The organism is Curtobacterium sp. MCLR17_044 (assembly GCF_003234435.1).
Taxonomy (GTDB): domain Bacteria; phylum Actinomycetota; class Actinomycetes; order Actinomycetales; family Microbacteriaceae; genus Curtobacterium; species Curtobacterium flaccumfaciens.
Genome location: NZ_QKTC01000013.1, coordinates 98,810 through 113,001, shown reverse-complemented (window position 1 = coordinate 113,001; position 14,192 = coordinate 98,810). Strand labels below are relative to the sequence as shown.

15 protein-coding genes and 2 tRNA genes are annotated in these 14,192 nt (G+C 71.7%); 14 read left to right on the top strand and 3 right to left on the bottom strand.

Annotated elements, in window-relative coordinates:
• Positions 1-14: 14 nt before the first annotated feature.
• Both DEJ04_RS11140 and DEJ04_RS11135 read left to right on the top strand, forming a co-directional pair.
• Positions 15-1,031 (top strand): LacI family DNA-binding transcriptional regulator, encoded by a 1,017-nt coding sequence (locus tag DEJ04_RS11140; protein WP_111047105.1) that lies wholly within the window; start codon positions 15-17, stop codon positions 1,029-1,031.
• 10 nt (positions 1,032-1,041) lie between these two features.
• Positions 1,042-1,677 carry an MBL fold metallo-hydrolase gene (locus DEJ04_RS11135; protein ID WP_111047104.1) on the top strand — a complete coding sequence of 212 codons (636 nt, stop codon included), beginning with the start codon at positions 1,042-1,044 and terminating at the stop codon, positions 1,675-1,677.
• A gap of 145 nt (positions 1,678-1,822) precedes the next feature.
• On the opposite strand, the gene DEJ04_RS11130 is transcribed toward DEJ04_RS11135, so the two are convergent.
• Positions 1,823-2,728 (bottom strand): DUF72 domain-containing protein, encoded by a 906-nt coding sequence (locus tag DEJ04_RS11130; protein WP_111047103.1) that lies wholly within the window; start codon positions 2,726-2,728, stop codon positions 1,823-1,825.
• A 103-nt stretch (positions 2,729-2,831) separates the two neighbouring features.
• Between DEJ04_RS11130 and DEJ04_RS11125 the strand changes: the two genes are divergently transcribed.
• The 5 genes from DEJ04_RS11125 to DEJ04_RS11105 all read left to right on the top strand — a co-directional run bounded on the left by DEJ04_RS11125 (position 2,832) and on the right by DEJ04_RS11105 (position 4,557).
• A tRNA-Glu gene (locus DEJ04_RS11125) sits at positions 2,832-2,907 on the top strand.
• A 33-nt stretch (positions 2,908-2,940) separates the two neighbouring features.
• A tRNA-Glu gene (locus tag DEJ04_RS11120) sits at positions 2,941-3,016 on the top strand.
• 106 nt (positions 3,017-3,122) lie between these two features.
• The gene (locus tag DEJ04_RS11115) at positions 3,123-3,569 is read left to right on the top strand and encodes a CrcB family protein (RefSeq protein WP_111047102.1); all 447 of its coding nucleotides are present in this window, start codon (positions 3,123-3,125) and stop codon (positions 3,567-3,569) included.
• Positions 3,566-3,955, top strand: a complete 390-nt coding sequence (gene crcB, locus DEJ04_RS11110; protein ID WP_111047101.1) for a fluoride efflux transporter CrcB — start codon at positions 3,566-3,568, stop codon at positions 3,953-3,955. The genes DEJ04_RS11115 and crcB overlap by 4 nt, the downstream gene beginning before the upstream one ends.
• Positions 3,952-4,557 carry a histidine phosphatase family protein gene (locus DEJ04_RS11105; RefSeq protein WP_027465908.1) on the top strand — a complete coding sequence of 202 codons (606 nt, stop codon included), beginning with the start codon at positions 3,952-3,954 and terminating at the stop codon, positions 4,555-4,557. The genes crcB and DEJ04_RS11105 overlap by 4 nt, the downstream gene beginning before the upstream one ends.
• A 363-nt stretch (positions 4,558-4,920) precedes the next feature.
• Here DEJ04_RS11105 and DEJ04_RS11100 read toward each other — a convergent pair whose 3' ends face one another.
• A complete protein-coding gene (locus DEJ04_RS11100) occupies positions 4,921-5,988 on the bottom strand; it encodes an FUSC family protein (RefSeq protein ID WP_111087784.1) in 1,068 nt (355 codons plus the stop codon).
• A gap of 202 nt (positions 5,989-6,190) precedes the next feature.
• On the opposite strand from DEJ04_RS11100, the gene leuC reads away from it, so the two are divergent.
• The 6 genes from leuC to DEJ04_RS11070 all read left to right on the top strand — a co-directional run bounded on the left by leuC (position 6,191) and on the right by DEJ04_RS11070 (position 12,676).
• Positions 6,191-7,648, top strand: a complete 1,458-nt coding sequence (gene leuC / locus DEJ04_RS11095; protein WP_111029137.1) for a 3-isopropylmalate dehydratase large subunit — start codon at positions 6,191-6,193, stop codon at positions 7,646-7,648.
• A complete protein-coding gene (leuD, locus tag DEJ04_RS11090) occupies positions 7,648-8,244 on the top strand; it encodes a 3-isopropylmalate dehydratase small subunit (protein ID WP_111038544.1) in 597 nt (198 codons plus the stop codon). Before leuC ends, leuD begins: the two co-directional genes overlap by 1 nt.
• Entirely contained in the window at positions 8,244-9,611 is a 1,368-nt protein-coding gene (murA, locus tag DEJ04_RS11085; RefSeq protein WP_071405672.1) for a UDP-N-acetylglucosamine 1-carboxyvinyltransferase, read from the top strand. Before leuD ends, murA begins: the two co-directional genes overlap by 1 nt.
• Positions 9,612-9,616: 5 nt before the next feature.
• Positions 9,617-10,441: a 1-acyl-sn-glycerol-3-phosphate acyltransferase gene (locus DEJ04_RS11080; RefSeq protein WP_111047099.1), complete on the top strand. Its 825-nt coding sequence runs from the start codon at positions 9,617-9,619 to the stop codon at positions 10,439-10,441.
• A gap of 79 nt (positions 10,442-10,520) precedes the next feature.
• The gene (locus tag DEJ04_RS11075) at positions 10,521-11,534 is read left to right on the top strand and encodes an NAD(P)H-dependent glycerol-3-phosphate dehydrogenase (RefSeq protein WP_031259730.1); all 1,014 of its coding nucleotides are present in this window, start codon (positions 10,521-10,523) and stop codon (positions 11,532-11,534) included.
• 59 nt (positions 11,535-11,593) lie between these two features.
• On the top strand, positions 11,594-12,676 hold the full coding sequence (locus DEJ04_RS11070; RefSeq protein ID WP_111047098.1) for a D-alanine--D-alanine ligase family protein: 1,083 nt from the start codon (positions 11,594-11,596) through the stop codon (positions 12,674-12,676).
• A 9-nt stretch (positions 12,677-12,685) separates the two neighbouring features.
• Here the strand turns inward: DEJ04_RS11070 and DEJ04_RS11065 are convergent, their stop codons facing one another.
• The gene (locus DEJ04_RS11065) at positions 12,686-13,171 is read right to left on the bottom strand and encodes a DUF3515 family protein (RefSeq protein WP_111047097.1); all 486 of its coding nucleotides are present in this window, start codon (positions 13,169-13,171) and stop codon (positions 12,686-12,688) included.
• A 24-nt stretch (positions 13,172-13,195) separates the two neighbouring features.
• Between DEJ04_RS11065 and thiL the strand changes: the two genes are divergently transcribed.
• Positions 13,196-14,191 carry a thiamine-phosphate kinase gene (thiL, locus tag DEJ04_RS11060; RefSeq protein WP_111047096.1) on the top strand — a complete coding sequence of 332 codons (996 nt, stop codon included), beginning with the start codon at positions 13,196-13,198 and terminating at the stop codon, positions 14,189-14,191.
• The last annotated feature ends 1 nt before the right edge of the window (position 14,192 follow it).

The following is a 14,192-nucleotide window of genomic DNA, read 5'->3' as shown; positions in this document are numbered from 1 at the left end:
CCCGGGTCGCACCGATGGGGATCCAGGAGATCGCGACCGTCACGGGGCTGTCGAAGTCCACGGTGTCGCGGGCGCTCCGCGGCATGTCGAACGTGGCCGACACCACGATCGAGCAGGTGCAGCGGGTCGCCGACGAACTCGGGTACGTCCCGAGCTCGGCGGCGGCCGGCCTCGCCACCGGTCGTCAGCGCGCCGTCGGGGTGGTCGTGCCCGTCATCGACCGCTGGTTCTACGTGAAGGCGCTCGGCGGTGTCGACGCGGAGCTCCGCCAGGCCGGGTACGACCTGGTCCTCTACAACCTCGGCGGCCCGGGCGGCGACCGTGACCGGGCGTTCCGGCGCTCGATGCTGCGCCACCGCGTCGACGGCCTCGTCCTGCTCTCCCTGGTGCTCGACGCCACCGAACGAGCCGAGCTCGAACTCAGTCGGCACCCCATGGTCGTCATCGGCGGCCCGGCACCGGGCCTGCGGAACGTGGGCGTCGACGACCGCGAGGTCACCCGGATAGCGGTCGAGCACCTGCACGGCCTCGGCCACCGGCGCATCGCCTACGTCGGCGGGCAGGACGAGGCCGGCATGAACGTCGCCGTGCCGCACCTGCGACGGGACGGGTTCCTCGACGCCGTGCGGTCGTCGGGACAGGCCGTGCCGGAACGGTGGTCCCTCGACGGCCGGTTCTCGTTCGCCGGCGGGACCGCCGCCGGGGCCGTGCTGTTCGCCGAGCCCGCGTCGGAGCGACCGACGGCGGTGCTCTGCGCGTCGGACGAGATGGCCCTCGGCGTCCTGCTCGCCGCACGCCGAGCCGGACTCGCGGTCCCGGAGGACGTGTCCGTGATGGGGATCGACGGCCACGAGTACGGCGCCACCGTCGGACTCACCACCGTCGCGCAGGACCCGGTGGCGCAGGGACGCACCGCTGCACGGGCCGTGCTCGCCGAGGTCGACGGCGGTGTCGCCGGCCCGATCGCGGCGGCACCAGCGCACCTGGTCGTCCGCGCGACCACGGGACCCCGCCCGCACGGTCCCGCGTAGGGTCGCCCGCATGGAGGTCACCAAACTCGAACACGCCTGCCAGGTCATCACCGAGGGGGACGCCCGCCTGGTCCTCGACCCGGGGAACTTCACCCGACCGGTCGACGCGTCCGGGGTCGTCGCCGTCGTCGTCACGCACGAGCACCCGGACCACGTCACCGCCGAGCAGGTCCGGCGCATCCTCGACGCCAACCCCCGTGCGGTCGTCATCGGACCGGAGGGCGTCCGCGCGGCGCTCGCCGAGGCGGGTGTCACGGTGGACGTCGTCACGGACGGTGACCACCGGACGGTCGGCCCCTTCACGCTCACCTTCCACGGCACGCGGCACCAGCTGATCCACGCCTCGGTGCCGATCGTCGACAACACCGGCGTGCTCGTGAACGGCCGGCTGTTCCACCCGGGCGACTCCTACACGGACCCGGGCGTCCCGGTCGAGGTCCTCGCGGCACCCGTCGGGGCGCCGTGGCTCAAGGTCGCCGAGATGATGGACTACGTCGCCGCGATCGCGCCGTCCCGGGCGTACCCGATCCACGAGGCCACCCTGTCCGAGGTCGGCCTCGGCATGCACACGGGCCGGCTCCGCGAGGCCGTCGAGCCCGGCGGGTCGCTCGTCGTGCTGCGTCTGGGGGAGTCGCTCACGCTCTAGGGCTGCGCTGCGCTGCGTTGCGTTGCGCTGTGCTGCGCTGCGCTGCGCGGCCTGGAGGCCCGTGGCGGCGCCGCCACGCGCCTCCTGTCCGTCACCGAGTGAGCAGAACGCGACGGGTCGCGTCCACGCACCCGGCTTCTGCTGCTCACCGGTCGGGCGCCCGCCGGCGCAGTCGCGCCGCGACCAGGCGGTCGAGCGCCAGGGCGTCCCACGGAGCGTGCCGCTCGGCGTCGTTGTCGAAGTACACGTAGACGTCCCGGCCGGCCTCGGCGTGCTCGAGGACCGTCGTCGCCCACCCGCCGAGTGCCTGGGGTGAGTACCCGTCGTGGTAGGTCCGGGGTGCGCCGTGCAACCGGAGGTACGCGAGTGGTGCCCCGGTGTCCGCCCGGAAGCGGGGGAAGTCGCCGGCGTGCGAGTCGACCAGGGCGATGCGGTGTCGGCGCAGCACGTCGAGGTGCTCGTCGCCGAAGCCGGCGGCCCGGAACTCGAGCGCGTGGTGGATCGACCACGCCGGTTCCTCGGGCACCACGAGACCGTCCGGTTCGCCGGGGACCTTGTCGTCGTGATGGCGTGCGAGTTCGGCGGCCGCACCGTGTGTCCGGGGGAGCAGCCCGAGGAACGCGTCGAGCACCTCCGGCGTCGGCAGCAGGCGCTCGGGCAGCTGCCAGAGCACGGGCCCGAGGGTGTCCCCGAGCTCCAGCGGACCCGAGGCGAAGAAGTTCGCCAGCGCGGTCTCGACGTTCCGGAGCCGCAGCATGTGCGTGACGTACCGGCCGCCCTTGACCGCGAACCGGAACGGCTGCCCGCCCGAGGCCGCACGCCACGCCCGGTAGCGCGCCGGACGCTGGAGCGAGTAGAAGGATCCGTTCAGCTCCACCGTCGGGAACCGCGACGCCACGTGCTCGAGCCACCGCCGCTTCGCGAGGCCGTCGGGGTAGAAGTCCCCGCGCCAGCCGTCGTACTGCCACCCGGACAGACCGATCCGGACCGTGGCCGACGGGCAGCCGCTCACGTGTCTGGCCCGGGCGATCGCGTCGTGGTCGGCCGTCATCGATCCACCGTATGCCTGCTCCGACATGGCGGCACACCCGGGCGACACGCCCCGTTTTGGTGCGGGTGCGAGCCTTGTGCAATACTTGTCGAGTTGTCGGAACGGCCCCATCGTATAGCGGCCTAGTACGCTGCCCTCTCACGGCGGTAACGCGGGTTCGAATCCCGCTGGGGTCACCACAGGTGACATGCTCCGAGTCCGACAACAGCCGCGGCCCCATCGTATAGCGGCCTAGTACGCTGCCCTCTCACGGCGGTAACGCGGGTTCGAATCCCGCTGGGGTCACCAGCACGCAAACCCCCGTCCAGCTCCGGCTCGGCGGGGGTTTCGTCGTCTCGGCTAGCCTGGATCGTCCCCGTCGTCCGGGGAACGATCGCCTCGCGACGGGAGCACGATGCACGCCGAACGCCCACCGCACCTGCGCTGGAGGCTCGTCGCCCTGGTCGCCCTCGGCGGCGCGATCGGGACGGCCGTCCGCGCACTCCTCGCCGCGGCGTTCCCCGCGCACGACGGGATCAGCTGGACCATCCTGGGGATCAACGTCGTCGGGGCGTTCTGCCTCGGGTTCCTGCTCGACGCGCTCGCACGCCGCGGCCCGGACGTCGGTCGTCGTCGTGCGGTCCGGCTGTTCGTCGGCACCGGCGTCCTCGGCGGTTTCACGACCTACAGCACGCTGGCGGACGACACCGCGCAGTTGCTCGACCTCGGGCGCTGGACGGCGGGCACCGGGTACGCGCTGCTGTCGGTCGTGCTCGGACTCGCCGCGGTCGTCCTCGGTCTGTGGGTGGCCGCGGCCACCCGGCCCCGCACCCGCCCCGAACCCCGAGAGGACGCCCGATGAGCCCGGTCGAACTGATCCTGGTCGCCGTCGGCGGGGGAGCCGGCGCCGCGCTGCGCTTCGTGCTCGACGGGCTCGTCAAGGGCCGCGTCGCCGGTTCCCGGTTCGCCGGGTTCCCGGTCGGGACCCTGCTCATCAACGCGTCCGGATCGCTCGTGCTCGGGGTCCTGACGGGTCTCGGGCAGGCCGGCACCATCCCGACCTCGACGGTCGCTGTGCTCGGGACGGGCATGATGGGTGGGTACACGACGTTCTCGACGGCGAGCGTCGAGACCGTACAGCTCCTCCGATCCGGCAAGACCCGGCTCGCCGTCCTGAACGGCCTCGGGATGCTCGTCGTCTCGGTCGGCGCAGCTGCGCTCGGCCTCTGGATCGGAAGGAACTCATGACCTCGGAACGCCCCGGCGAACTCGTCCTCGTCCGTCACGGAGAGACGGAGTGGTCGAAGAGCGGGCAGCACACCGGCCGCACCGACATCCCGCTCACCGACAACGGTGTCGAGCAGGCGAAGCGCGCAGGCCGGTACCTCGGGGACCGGTCGTTCGCGCTGGCGCTGTCGAGCCCGCTGCAGCGCGCCCGCGACACCGCGCACCTGATCGGCGTCGAGCCGGAGCTCGACGAGGACCTGTACGAGTGGGACTACGGCGCGTACGAGGGCCTCACCACCCCGCAGATCAAGGTGCTGCGCCACGGGCCGTGGGACCTCTGGACCGACGGCGTCCCCGCCGGCGACACCCCCGGTGAGAACGCCGCCGAGGTCCGGGTCCGCGTCGAGCGCATCCTGAACCGTGCCCGACCGGTGCTCGCCGAGGGCCACGACGCGGTGTTCATCGCCCACGGCCACGTGCTGCGCGCGCTCGGTGCCGCGTGGATCCGGCTCGCGCCGCAGGACGGCGCCGTGCTGAAGCTCGGCACCGCCTCGGTCAGCATCCTCGGCTACGAACACGGCCGCCCCGTCATCGACGCCTGGAACATCCAGCCGCGCGACTGACGCGCTGGTGGGGCGTGCGGGCTCGCGAAAGCGACAGATCCCCGGCACGCGGTGCCGTCCCGTCCGCGAAAGCGACAGATCCCCGCGGTTGTCCCGCAGCGATCTGTCGCTTTCGCAGGACGCAGTGGTCGCGACCATCGGCGGACGGGAGGCCCGTGGCGGCGCCGCCACGGGCCTCCCGTCCGCCGTCCGCGCCCGTTGCTTCCCCTGTCACGCGCGATGGCAGGCGGAATCGGGCACACCTGGTCGGAAGGAACGACCAGGTACGCCCGATTCGACCAGGTACGCCCGATCCGACCCGGTACGCCCGGTTCGACCAGGGACGCCCGGTTCGACCAGGGACGCCCGGTTCGACCGGGCGCGTCAGACGGTCCGGATCGCGCTCGTCGCACCGAGGGCACGGCCACGCCGGCGCTCGATCGCGCGCCCGACGAGCAGCAGCCCCACGCTGACCACGGCACCGAGCACGGTCTGCGCGATGCGGTCGAGCGCCAGCAGCTGCGGCGCCTCGGGCAGGCTCAGCCACGACACCGCCAGGGCGAGCGGGGTGAGGAACAGCAGGCACACGGCGTAGTTCCGGGCGACGAAGATCTCGGCGAAGAACTGCCCGACGACGGCCAGCACGACGATCCACCACGCCGATGGCTCGAGCAGCAGGATGCCGACCGCGATGACCGTGCCGCCGATCGTGCCCACCACACGCTGCCCGGCGCGGACCACGGTGTGCCGCTGGCGGATCGCCGGCAGGGTCGAGACCACCGCGATGACCGCCCAGTACGGGTGCCCGAGCCCGGGGATCGACTCCGCGACGGCCCCGGCGACGAGTGACCCGACGACGTTGAGCCCGACGGTCTCCCACAGCGCCGGCGTGCGGAGGACCGCGAGCGACCGGTGCTTGCGGTCGGCCAGCGGGCGGAACCGGTGCGGGGCGTGCGGGTGGAACACTCGGCGGAGCACCGCTCCGGACATCGCGACGAGCCAGGCCCAGACCACCGAGCAGACGATGATCGTCGTGACGAGCGGGACGTCGGCCGGGCGCATCGGCACGAGTGCGGACACGACGAACGCGAACACCGGGAAGATCGGCTGCGCGGGGATCGCCCGGAGCGTGGAGAGGGTGCAGACCGCGACCACCAGGACGACGACGAGACCCACAGCCTGCAGCCAGAGCGGCGACCCGACGAGCCCGACCCCGATGCCGGCGAACATGCAGAGTGCCTGCAGCGCACCCGCGACGCCGGTGGTGACGGCACGCTGCCGGTAGGGCTCGGTCGCGCCGAAGATGGCGGTGAACCCGGCGAACATGGCGAAGGCGGCGTACCCCGGCATGCCGAGGGCGATGAGCAGCGCGAGCGGTGCGCCACCGGCGATCGCGGCGCGTGCCGCGCCCTCGAGGTTGATGGTCCGGGTCGAGTGCGCAGGTGTCGTCATGTCGTCACCATCTTCCCACCGCGACAGGTGTCGGGGAGTCGCCACGGGCCTCCATGCCGTGTCGCCACGGGGTGACGGGCCTGCGACGGCGGGGTGACGGACCCGCGGCGGGCGGGGTGCCGCGCGTTGGTATACCAATGGTAGAGTCGCCTGATCGCGCCGCGGTCGCGGCGCAACGACGAGGACGAGGAGGGCTGAGCTCATGGGAAAGACGCTCGCCGAGAAGGTGTGGGACGACCACGTCGTGGTCAAGGGCGAGGACGGCAACCCCGACCTCCTCTACATCGACCTCCACCTCGTGCACGAGGTGACGAGTCCGCAGGCGTTCGACGGCCTGCGGCAGGCCGGGCGACCGGTGCGTCGCCTCGACCTGACGATCGCGACCGAGGACCACAACACCCCGACGCTCGCCATCGACCGCCCCATCGCGGACCCGACGAGCCGGATCCAGATCGAGACCCTCCGTCGCAACTGCGAGGAGTTCGGCGTCCGGCTGCACTCCCTGGGCGACAAGGAGCAGGGCATCGTCCACGTGGTCGGTCCGCAGCTCGGCCTGACCATGCCCGGCATCACCGTGGTCTGCGGTGACTCGCACACCAGCACCCACGGGGCCTTCGGCGCGATGGCGTTCGGCATCGGCACGTCCGAGGTCGAGCACGTCCTCGCCACGCAGACCCTGCCGCTCAAGCCGTTCAAGACGATGGCGATCACGGTCGAGGGCACGCTGCGCCCGGGGGTGACGGCGAAGGACATCATCCTGGCCGTCATCGCGAAGATCGGCACCGGCGGAGGCCAGGGCTACGTGCTCGAGTACCGCGGCTCCGCCATCCGTGCGCTCTCGATGGAGGGCCGCATGACCATCTGCAACATGTCGATCGAGGCCGGTGCCCGCGCCGGCATGGTCGCCCCCGACCAGACCACCTACGACTACGTGCAGGGCCGCGACCACGCGCCCACCGGTCAGGACTGGGACGACGCCGTCGCCTACTGGGAGACCCTCGCCACCGACGACGACGCCGTGTTCGACGCCGAGGTGTTCATCGACGCGGACGAGCTCGAGCCCTTCGTCACCTGGGGCACGAACCCCGGCCAGGGCGTCTCGCTGTCCGAGAGCGTGCCGGACCCGGCCGCCTACAGCGACCCGAACGACCAGGCCGCCGCACGCCGCGCCCTGGAGTACATGGACATCACCGCCGGCACCCCGATGAAGGACATCGCCGTCGACGCGGTGTTCATGGGGTCCTGCACGAACTCGCGCATCGAGGACCTGCGGGCCTTCGCGTCGATCATCAAGGGCCGGCAGAAGGCGCCGGGTGTTCGGGTCATGGTGGTTCCGGGCTCCGCGCGCGTCCGGCTCGAGGCCGAGGCTGAGGGGCTCGACGTCGTCATGAAGGAGTTCGGCGCCGAGTGGCGGTTCGCCGGCTGCTCGATGTGCCTCGGCATGAACCCGGACCAGCTGGCTCCGGGGGAGCGCTGCGCGAGCACCTCGAACCGCAACTTCGAGGGCCGCCAGGGCAAGGGCGGCCGCACACACCTGGTGTCGCCGCTCGTCGCCGCGGCCACCGCGGTGCGCGGCACGCTGTCCAGCCCGTGGGACCTGGAGACCGACGACGAGATCGCGGCGGCGACGTCCGCCACCGCCACCGAGGGGACCTTCTGATGGACAAGATCACCACCGTCACCGGCATCGCCGCGCCGCTCAAGCGGTCCAACGTCGACACCGACCAGATCATCCCCGCGGTCTACCTGAAGCGCGTGACGAAGACCGGCTTCGAGGACGCCCTGTTCTCCGGATGGCGTCAGGACCCCGACTTCGTCCTGAACCAGGAGCGCTACCAGGGCGCCCGCGTCCTGATCGCCGGCCCCGACTTCGGCACCGGGTCGTCCCGCGAGCACGCCGTCTGGGCGCTCCGTGACTTCGGCTTCTCGGTCGTGATCTCGCCCCGGTTCGCGGACATCTTCCGGGGCAACGCCGGCAAGCAGGGCCTGGTCACCGCGATCGTGACCGAACCGGAGGTCGAGCGGCTGTGGGCCGTCATCGAGGCGAACCCGGGCATCGAAGCGACGGTCGACCTCGAGACGCAGCGCGTGTCGCTGGGGGATGTGGACGTCCCCTTCGAGATCGACGCTTACACTCGTTGGCGGTTGATGGAAGGGCTCGACGACATCGGGCTCACCCTCCGTGACGAGACCTCGATCACGGAGTTCGAATCCCGCCGCTCCAGTTGGCGGCCGAAGACATTGCCGGTGAAGTAGTGAACTCTCTCGTACAGGACGCAGCGGCCGCAGGGGCGCGCGTGGGCCTCAAGTCGGACGAGATCGTCATCCGCGGGGGCAAGCCGCTCGTGGGGCGCATCGAGGTCCGTGGGGCGAAGAACCTCGCGACCAAGGCCATGGTGGCGTCGCTGCTCGGTGACACCCCGTCGATCCTCCGTGACGTGCCGGACATCTCCGACGTCAAGGTGGTCCGCGGGCTGCTCGAGGTGCACGGCGTGCGCATCACCGATCCTGCACGAGGCGAACTCATCCTCGACCCGTCGCGGGTCGAGTCGGCGCACTTCGCCGAGATCGACGCGCACGCCGGGTCGAGCCGCATCCCGATCCTGTTCTGCGGTCCGCTGCTGCACAAGCTCGGCGAGGCGTTCATCCCCGACCTCGGCGGCTGCCGCATCGGCGACCGTCCGATCGACTTCCACCTCGACGCCCTCCGTGCCATGGGTGCGGTCGTCGACAAGCAGGTCAACGGCATCCACCTGACGGCCCCGGACGGCCTGAAGGGCGCCTCGATCGAGCTGCCGTACCCGAGCGTCGGCGCCACAGAGCAGGTCCTGCTCTCGGCGACCCTCGCCAAGGGCGTCACGGAGCTGCGGAACGCCGCGATCGAGCCCGAGATCATGGACCTCATCGCGATCCTGCAGAAGATGGGCGCCATCGTCTCGGTCGAGCCGAACCGCGTCATCTTCATCGAGGGCGTCGAGTCGCTCCGCGGCTACACGCACCGCGCGATCAACGACCGCAACGAGGCCGCGAGCTGGGCCTCCGCCGCGCTCGCCACCAACGGCGACATCTTCGTCGAGGGCGCGAACCAGCAGGAGCTCATGACGTTCCTCAACGTCTTCCGCAAGGTCGGCGGCGGGTTCGACATCCAGGAGGACGGCATCCGGTTCTACCGCGAGCTGGACACCCTCAAGCCCGTCGTCATCGAGACCGACGTGCACCCCGGCTTCATGACGGACTGGCAGCAGCCGCTCGTCGTCGCGCTGACCCAGGCCGACGGCCAGAGCATCGTGCACGAGACCGTCTACGAGAACCGCTTCGGCTTCACCGACGCGCTGAACGAGATGGGTGCCGACATCGTCGTGCACAAGGAGGGGCTGCCCGGCCACGACCGCCGTGTCGCCCGCCGCCCGTTCGAGCAGGCCGCCGTCATCACCGGTCCGACGAAGCTGCACGCCGCCAACGTCCGCGTCCCCGACCTGCGCGGCGGGTTCAGCCACCTCATCGCGGCGCTGACCGCCGACGGCGAGTCGCACATCACCAACGTCGGCATCATCAGCCGCGGCTACGAGCACTTCATCCCGAAGCTGCGCAAGCTCGGCGCCGACTTCGACTTCGCTGGGTAGGCACAGTGCCGGCAGAAGGAAAAGGCGACGGTCTGGAGGCCCGTGGCGGCTCCGACGCGCAGGTCACGACCGGCCTCCCCGTGCGTGGGCGCCGGTGGCGCCGAGGCGAGCTGAACACCGCGTTCCGGATCGTCGCCTCGATCGTCATCCCGACGTTCCGGTTCTCGGCGCGCTACCACTGGCACGGCCCGAACCGCCTGCCGGCGGAGGGCGCTTTCGTGCTCGCACCGAACCACTTCACGAACATCGACCCCCTGGTCGTCGGCACCGCCGTGTACATCTCGAAGCGGGCGCCGCGGTTCCTCGCGAAGGCGTCGCTGTTCAAGGTCCCCGTGGTCGGCAAGCTCATGTCCGGCATGGGGCAGATCCCGGTCGAACGCTCCGGCCGGACGCGCCTGAGCGACCCCCTCGGCGGGGGCCGGTCCCTGGTCGAGCAGGGCGGGGCGATCATCGTCTACCCCGAGGGCACGCTCACCCGCGACCCCGACCTGTGGCCGATGCGCGGCAAGACGGGCGCGGTGCGGATCGCGCTCGAGAACGACGTGCCGCTCATCCCGATGGCCCACTGGGGCACGCAGAACATCATGGCGCGGTACGGCAAGAAGCTCCGGCTGTTCCCGCCGTCCCGCGTCGACGTGATCATCGGTGATCCGGTCGACCTGTCGGCGTACCGCGGTCGGCAGATCGACCAGCAGATGCTCGGCGAGGCCACCGAACTCGTCATGCGCGAGATCACCGCGCTGCTCGAGGTGCTTCGTGGCGAACGGGCACCCGCGACCCGCTGGGACCCGGCGGCGAACAACCAGAAGGAGACCGGCCGGTTTGAGTGACCTCCGACCCCACGACGACCGACCCGACCCCGCCGCCGCGGCTCCGGGGGCCTTCGACACCGCCGCGATCCGGGTGGTCATGCAGTCGACCGACAAGCCCCGGGTGGCCGTGATCGGTGCCGGCAGCTGGGGCACCACGTTCGCGAAGGTGCTGGCCGAGGGTGGTGCCTCCACCGTGGTGTGGGCCCGACGCCCCGAGGTCGCCCGCGAGATCACCGAGACCAAGCGCAACTCGGACTACCTGCCCGGCATCAACCTGCCCCGCACCCTGACCGCCTCGACGTCGCTCGAGCGCGTGCTCGACGGCGCCTCGCAGGTGTACGTCTCGGTGCCCTCGCAGACCTTGCGCTCCAACCTCGCCGCGATCCGCGAGCTGCTGCCGGCCGACGTGCCGGTCGTCAGCCTGATGAAGGGCGTCGAGAAGAGCACGGGACTGCGGATGAGCGAGGTCCTGCTGCAGGGCCTCGGCATCGACCAGGACCGCATCGCGGTGGCCAGCGGCCCGAACCTGGCGCTCGAGATCGCCCGTCGGCAGCCGACCGCCGCCGTGGTGTCGTCGTCGTCGCTGGAGACCGCCACCGACGTCGCCGCCGTCGCGACGAACCCGTACTTCCGGTCGTTCATCAACACCGACGTCATCGGCACCGAGTTCGGCGGCGTGCTGAAGAACCTCATCGCCGTCGCGATCGGCATTGTCGACGGGGTCGGCTACGGCGAGAACACCAAGGCCTCGATCATCACGCGCGGCCTCGCCGAGATGACCGACTTCGCGGTGTCGCTCGGCGCGCAGTCGTCCACGCTGTCCGGGCTCGCGGGCCTCGGCGACCTCATCGCCACGTGCCAGTCACCGCTGTCGCGGAACAACACCGCCGGGCGGTTGCTCGGCCAGGGCTACCGGTTCGACGAGGTCGTCCGCCAGATGAACCAGACGGCGGAGGGGCTGGCCTCGGTCGCCCCGATCCTCGAGCTGGCCGCGGCGAACGGCGTCGACATGCCCATCGTCAGCCAGGTCGGCGAGGTCCTCGCCGGTAGGCTCGATCCGCGCAACATCGCGCCGCACCTCACCGAGACCGACGAGCCGCAGGGCGAGTGACCGGTCCCGCACCGAGTCACGAAGGGACTCCCGTGCCCACGATCCCCGAGGGAACCCCCATGCCCAGGACCACCGTCGCCGTGCTCTTCGGAGGTCGCTCGAGCGAGCACGAGATCAGCTGCGTGACCGCCGGCGGCATCATGGACGTCGTCGACCGGGCCGAGTACGACCTCGTGCCGATCGGGATCACCCAGGACGGTGCCTTCACGCTGCAGTCGGACGACCCGGCGCAGTGGACCATCCGCGACGGCGCGCTGCCGACCGTTCCCGACAACGGCACGCGGATCGCGTTCCCGACCTCGCCGGCCACCAACGAACTCGTCGTGTCCCACCCCGACGGCACCGTCACCGCGATCCCGGTCGACGTGGTGTTCCCGATCCTGCACGGTCCCTTCGGCGAGGACGGCACGATCCAGGGCCTGCTCGAGATCGCCGGGCTGCCGTACGTCGGCGACGGCGTGCTCGCGAGCGCACTGGCGATGGACAAGCACGTCGCGAAGGCCGTGCTCGAGCACGCTGGGCTGCGGGTCGCACCGTGGACCACGGTGCTCCGCCGGCAGTGGGCGGCCGACCCCGTGGACGTCGCCGAGACGATCGCCGCGCACGGCTGGCCGCTGTTCGTCAAGCCGGCCCGCGCCGGGTCGAGCATGGGCGTCTCGCGCGTCGACGAGCCCTCGCAGCTGGGTGCCGCCATGGACCTGGCGTTCGAGCACGATTCCAAGGTGATCGTCGAGCCCCGTGTGATCGGCCGCGAGGTCGAGGTCGCCGTGCTCGAGGGCCGTGACGGTGTGCCGCGCACGAGCCTGCCGGGCGAGATCGTGGTGGCCGAGGACGGCTTCTACGACTTCGCGTCGAAGTACCTGGGCGGCGACGAGTCGCTGCTCTGCCCGGCACCGCTGACCGACGACGAGACCGACGAGATCCGCTCCATCGGTGCCCGCGCGTTCGAGGCCATCGGTGGGTCCGGGCTGGCCCGTGTCGACTGCTTCCTGACCGACGACGGCTTCGTCGTGAACGAGGTCAACACGATGCCGGGCTTCACGCCGCTGTCGATGTACCCGCGCTGCTGGGCGGCGTCGGGCGTGTCCTACGGCGAGCTGATCACGGAGCTCATCGAGCTGGGTCGAGCCGCCGTCCGCTGACCAGTTCGGTCAGCCCTGCACGTCGGCGGGGTCGAGGCACTTGTGCCCGTCCTTGGGCAGTGACGACACGGCGTCGGAGAGCTCCTGCACGACCGATGACGTGGTCTGCGTCGAGTCGACCACGACCTGCACGGCCGGTGACCGACCGAACGTCGTGTAGACGACCTGGTCGCCGCGGTCGTCGCGGATCCAGTCGACGCCGCCCTGCGAGAAGCACGGCAGGTCGGACACGGTGGGGACGGCGACACCGCAGTGGTAGATCGCCACCTCGGGGTCACCCCAGGCCGCCGTGGCCTGCGCGTTCGTGTTCCGCAGGTCGAACTTCGAGTCCACGATCGCGGGCAGTCGGACCTGCACGGCCGCGCACGCCGCTGCGTTCGCCGACGGGGCGGCGGACATCGACACGGCGTTCGTGCACCCGGTCAGCCCGGCGGCGAGGGTGATCACGGCCCCCACGATCGCGAGGGTCCGAGGGGTGCGGCGCGCGGTGTCCATCGCCGTCCAGGCTACCGTTCTCGTGTGGATGCGACGGACGACGCCTGGGCCGGACCGACGGTGGGGGAGCTCGGCGAACTCGTCGTCCTCGGCCGGATCACGAGCCGTCTGCCCGTGGGCACGCCGATCCTCGGCCCCGGTGACGACTGCGCGGTCGTGGCCGCCCCCGACGGCCGCTTCGTCGTGACGACGGACATGATGGTGCACGGTCCGGACTTCCGGTGGGCGTGGTCGTCGCCGACGGACATCGGCTGGAAGGCGGCCGCCACGAACCTCTCCGACGTCGCCGCGATGGGTGCTGTACCGAGCGGCCTCGTGATCGCCCTCGCCGCACCGCAGGACACCCCCGTGGCCGTCCTCGAGGGCATCGCCGACGGCTTCCGGCTCGCCGTCGATGCACTCGCGCCGGGGTGCGGGGTCGTCGGGGGAGACCTGTCCACCTCGGCGACGTTCACGGTGGCCGTCACCGCCTTCGGTGACCTGCTGGGCCGCGCGCCCGTGCTCCGGTCGGGCGCGAGCGTCGGTGACGTGCTCGCGGTGTCCGGCGAGCTCGGACGTGCCGCCCGTGGGCTGTCCCGGCTGTTCCGCGAGGGCGTCGACGGCCGGGGCGAGCCGGACCGCGCCGCGACGGTTGCGAGCGGTGCGGACGACGACCCCGACGTCGGCCGCCAGCGCCGCCCGTTGCCCCCGATCGCCGACGGGCCGCTCGCGGCCGGGGCCGGGGCCACCGCGATGCTCGACCTGTCCGACGGCCTGGCGATCGACGCCGGTCGGCTCGCCCGTGCCAGCCGGGTGACGCTCGAACTCGATGCCGCCGCCGACCTCGACGAGGTTGCGCTGCACGGTGGCGAGGACCACGGACTGCTCGCCACGTTCCCGGCAGGCACGGCTCTGCCCGGGGGCTTCCGGCGCATCGGTGTCGTGCGGGAGCGCGGCGACGCGGACGTGCTGCGCGCCGGTGCCGCGGTGCCGACGACCGGCTGGGACCCCTACGCGGACTGGGACGGCGCCGCCGGCTGAC